The sequence below is a fragment of the Bartonella sp. AA86SXKL genome (genome assembly GCF_042196885.1).
Window position 1 is genome coordinate 1 of the sequence record NZ_JBHIRE010000051.1, and the last position, 3943, is coordinate 3943.

At 41.3% G+C, this 3943-nt stretch carries 5 protein-coding genes and 1 pseudogene; 2 read left to right on the forward strand and 4 right to left on the reverse strand.

The window, feature by feature from the left end; translation table 11 throughout:
* Positions 1-356, reverse strand: a pseudogene (locus tag ACFIO5_RS09375) (phage tail protein); the annotation flags it as partial.
* A gap of 164 nt (positions 357-520) precedes the next feature.
* On the opposite strand from ACFIO5_RS09375, the gene ACFIO5_RS09380 reads away from it, so the two are divergent.
* Together ACFIO5_RS09380 and ACFIO5_RS09385 are read left to right on the forward strand one after the other, a co-directional pair.
* Positions 521-835, forward strand: a complete 315-nt coding sequence (locus ACFIO5_RS09380) for a type II toxin-antitoxin system HigB family toxin (protein ID WP_375612347.1) — start codon at positions 521-523, stop codon at positions 833-835.
* The gene (locus ACFIO5_RS09385) at positions 832-1188 is read left to right on the forward strand and encodes a helix-turn-helix domain-containing protein (protein ID WP_375613954.1); all 357 of its coding nucleotides are present in this window, start codon (positions 832-834) and stop codon (positions 1186-1188) included. Before ACFIO5_RS09380 ends, ACFIO5_RS09385 begins: the two co-directional genes overlap by 4 nt.
* Positions 1189-1285: 97 nt before the next feature.
* Here ACFIO5_RS09385 and ACFIO5_RS09390 read toward each other — a convergent pair whose 3' ends face one another.
* The 3 genes from ACFIO5_RS09390 to ACFIO5_RS09400 form a co-directional block, all read right to left on the reverse strand.
* On the reverse strand, positions 1286-2104 hold the full coding sequence (locus tag ACFIO5_RS09390) for a DNA adenine methylase (RefSeq protein ID WP_375635109.1): 819 nt from the start codon (positions 2102-2104) through the stop codon (positions 1286-1288).
* A 549-nt stretch (positions 2105-2653) separates the two neighbouring features.
* Positions 2654-2866 (reverse strand): hypothetical protein, encoded by a 213-nt coding sequence (locus ACFIO5_RS09395; RefSeq protein WP_375635108.1) that lies wholly within the window; start codon positions 2864-2866, stop codon positions 2654-2656.
* A 9-nt stretch (positions 2867-2875) separates the two neighbouring features.
* On the reverse strand, positions 2876-3943 hold a 1068-nt coding region (locus tag ACFIO5_RS09400; protein WP_375705273.1), incomplete at its 5' end, for a Bgr_08870 family protein.

The following is a 3943-nucleotide window of genomic DNA, read 5'->3' on the forward strand; positions in this document are numbered from 1 at the left end:
GCATGAACACCTTCATAAGCACCATTTGCGTTTACACCACCCAGAATATTGGTGAGTGTTGCATTTTCGTTGTCACCCTCGTGCACGCGTACGACAACAACAATGGCACCCACTTGCTTGAAAATGAGATCAAGGGCATTGGGTAAGGTGCCTTGACGCTTACCCGTTTTATCCAGTTTAGCGGCTTGTGAAAGAGAACCCGTTACCAAAACGGGTGTGTTAAGAGGGAATGCTTGTTCATCGGCATCGGGTGCTGTACCAACAATCCCGATAACTGCCGATTGTACTGCGCGAAGGGGACGGGTGCCGTCGTCAACCTCGACAACTTCAACACCGTGTAGAAAACCTGTTGCCATACTTTATGCTCCTTTAAATGGTTGGCTAATGAAATGAATGGGAAAAATGAGAGGTAAAGAGCCGCTCTTGAGAAAGGTTTGTTTTCAACAAGCACTTTCTTTTTATAAATATCTTGACTTGGTCCCAAAATGGTACTAAGATTGATAAAAATCAGGATAAACTTATGAAAATTGTTAAAATCTCCACACTTCAAACTTTTTGGACTCGATATCCTGATGCTGAACAACCATTAAAAGCATGGGTAGATGAAGCTAAAAACGCACAATGGCGTTCTCCTCATGACATTAAAGAGAAATATAAAAATGCAAGCATATTAAAGAATAATCGTGTTGTTTTTAATATTAGAGGCAATGATTATCGTTTAGTTGTTTCAATCTTTTATCCAGCAGGTTGGCTTTACATAAAGTTTATAGGGACGCATAAACAGTATGATGCGATTGATGCCAACACTGTAGAACTAAAGGAATTTAAGAAATGAATATCAAACCAATTCGTACAGAGAGAGATTATCAAGAAGCTTTAGAAATTGTGTCTGCAATGTTTGACAATCAACCTAAAGAGAATACTCCAGAATTTGATCAAATGGAGGTTCTTGTGTTGTTGATTGAAGCGTATGAAGCAGAACACTATCCTGTTTCTCCTCCTCACCCGATTGAAGCTATTAAATTTAGAATGGAACAAATGAACTTAAGTGCTAAAGATCTCGTTCCTGCGATTGGTCATTTAAATCGTGTTTATGAAATCTTGAGTGGTAAAAGAAAATTAACACTGCGCATGATTAAAAACTTGCACCAACAGTTCAATATTCCACTAGAAAGTCTGATAGCTTAGGTTTTATACTAATTTATTTTTTTGAAAGATTTTTAAGGGGTTTCAAAAGGTCTTCAAAGATCATTTAAAGACCCTTTAATATGTATTATTTCTCGTTTTAGAAATCGCAATTTGAGATGATCAGCTCTTGAGCCGGCATTGGATTATTTGAACCACATGTATAAGATGTATTCACTTCTTTTAGTTTAAATTGGCTAAAGGTTTTTCGGATCTCTGGCACATCATTGAGAGACAGAACAAACTTTCCCTTTAATTGTGCAAGCAGTGTGGACATCGTCTGGTAATCCTCTCGCTTAAACAAATCCTTGCCATAGCAATTCTCAACGCCCCAATAAGGTGGATCAAGGTAAAACAAGGTCGTTGGCCGGTCATAACGCCTGATAAAATCAAACCAATCTAAATGTTCAATAGTGACACCTGATAAACGCCGGTAAATAAGCTTTAAGAACCCTTCAAGTTTGAAAGAGTTAAACCGTGCACCACGGTGGGGATCAACTCCAAAGGTACGCTTTGCCACCTGCCCACCAAAACTCAACCGCTGTAGATATAAAAACCGCAAAGCTCGCTCTAAATCCGTAAGCGTCTTTGGATCTTGTAACGTAAAACGTTGAAACGCCTCACGGCTGCTAATCTGGAACTCCAACAGATCCATAAAAGGGTGATAATGGCGTTGCAACACCCGAAAAAAATTCACCACATCGCCTGAGCGATCATTGATGACTTCATATAAGGGAATCAATTTCCGCCTAAAGAATATTCCTCCCATGCCAACAAAAGGTTCGGCATAAGTGCGATGGGGAATGCCTTCAATGATTTTGATAATGGTTTTTGCCAACTTTATTTTGCCACCAACATAAGCGGCAGCTGGTTCTATAGGATCAATAGATTTTAATTTTTCTTTACAAAGTATATCCATCATTTTTTAACACTCTTCCATCTATATTAGCCATCTTCTCACTGTTTCCAAGTGAGAAGAAGTGGCTGCGATGTTGAGTTGAGTTGCATCGGACGGGGTTGTTCGCAAAACTAAGTCCCGTTGGCTGGACAACCAGCCCAGCCTCTATTTTTTGTTCCGTTCTCCTTGTTTTTGAGTTTTTAGGATAATTGCTGTGGGTTATCCGCTAGATTTCTCATAGCGATAGGTTATCAGAGCGGCTTGCTAAGAGCCGTTAATCTCTTTACAAAACTTTTGGAATAGAAGAGGGAGCACGCCGTGATTTCGGGGCTTCTTCTAAAGATAAAGAATGATTTTGCTATAGTGCGATAGAGAGTATTTACTTTTGTTGCCATTTTGCTCTCCAAATCAATGAAGAGAGAATAACAACCATCACCATGCTCGATAAGACTGACACTGTCAGTCAAAAAAAGCCCTTTCAAAGGGCTTTGAAAGAGCTTTAAAGGGGATTTTAAAAACATACAAAGCCAGCTTATACAACAAGCATCATTAACACTATTGTTTGAGTGCCTAAGCTTCTTCACCTTTTTCTTGTGATTTATGGCTAAGCTCTGCCATTGTTTCTTTATCCACCACGGGAGGAGAAAACACTCCGTCTTTATAAGTCCAGCCGATTTGTGCTTCACTTGAGGGGATAGCTTCACCATCAAAGGCGTGAACATAATCTTCTGAGGCTACAATAATATTTGTTACCACACCATTTTCAACAACTGCATATTTCATAAAAAACTCCTAGATAAAAAATCTCAACAAGATTGCTCCGTCACCACCATTGCCGCCATCTCCACCAGATTTTCCTGGAAAATAGCCACCGCCACCGCCGCTGGTAAAACCATTTCCATCACCACCATTGCCGCCTTTCCCACTGTAACCCCCTTTTGCGATACCATCACTGCAACCACCACCAGCCCCCCCATAAATAGAGCTTCCACCATGTCCAATGTTTGTTTTGTAGACAATAAAGGGGCCGTCGTTACTTCTATAGTATGCGTAGCCACCACCACTCCCGCCACCGAAAGTAGAACTGCTACCATTAACATTACTGTTACTAGAGTAGTAGCTGCCACCGCTACCGCCGCGACCACTGCTGTTGGCACTTCCTTCACTGCCACTAGTTCCGTATCCATAATATCCACCACCTCCGCCACCGCCTGCGGTAAGAAGTCCCTGAATTATTGTTTGACCACCTATGCCTCCCCTTTCGTTATTACCGCCTTTCCCACCACGTCCAATTTGAGCATTTTTTGAGTTTCCCAGCTGGTATCCTTTGATTTTAATACGTACGCAACCGCCGCCACCTCCACCACCGCCTTTTATATTACTGCCGCCTCCACCGCCACCCCACGCCCATATTTCAATATCGGTGTAGCTATTAACACTATCAGGAAATGGAATGGTACCACTTTCTGTCATGAGGATTTCAAGGGGATTAAGCGCGGTAACTTCTTTCAGTTTTGCAATCTCATTGCGTATTTTTTGAAGAACAGTGGTAGCCTCATCTTTTGTGTAAAGTGCCTTACCATCAACAGTTGCTGGACCTTTAAGCATGCTTCCACTTGCACTTAGACTTGTCACAACTTTATTATTGTGGGTGAGATTAAACGACGAATTACCCAACAGTTCTAAGCCACCACTCATAGTGACTTTGCTGGTAAATTTATTATAATTCTGCCATTCATTTGGGCTGGCTAAGCGTCCATAGCTTGTGAGATCTTCGTTGATTTTGGCTCTAAAATCATCAAGCCCCACGATATCTTCGGTTTTATGTTGATGCGCGCCTAACAGTGAGACAGCACTCCC

What these genes read in the sequence shown, in the direction of transcription:
- ACFIO5_RS09380 (WP_375612347.1), top strand. Translation starts at nt 521, where the DNA reads ATGAAAATTGTTAAAATCTCCACACTTCAAACTTTTTGGACTCGATAT.
- ACFIO5_RS09385 (WP_375613954.1), top strand. Translation starts at nt 832, where the DNA reads ATGAATATCAAACCAATTCGTACAGAGAGAGATTATCAAGAAGCTTTA.
- ACFIO5_RS09390 (WP_375635109.1), bottom strand. Translation starts at nt 2,104, where the DNA reads ATGGATATACTTTGTAAAGAAAAATTAAAATCTATTGATCCTATAGAA.
- ACFIO5_RS09395 (WP_375635108.1), bottom strand. Translation starts at nt 2,866, where the DNA reads ATGAAATATGCAGTTGTTGAAAATGGTGTGGTAACAAATATTATTGTA.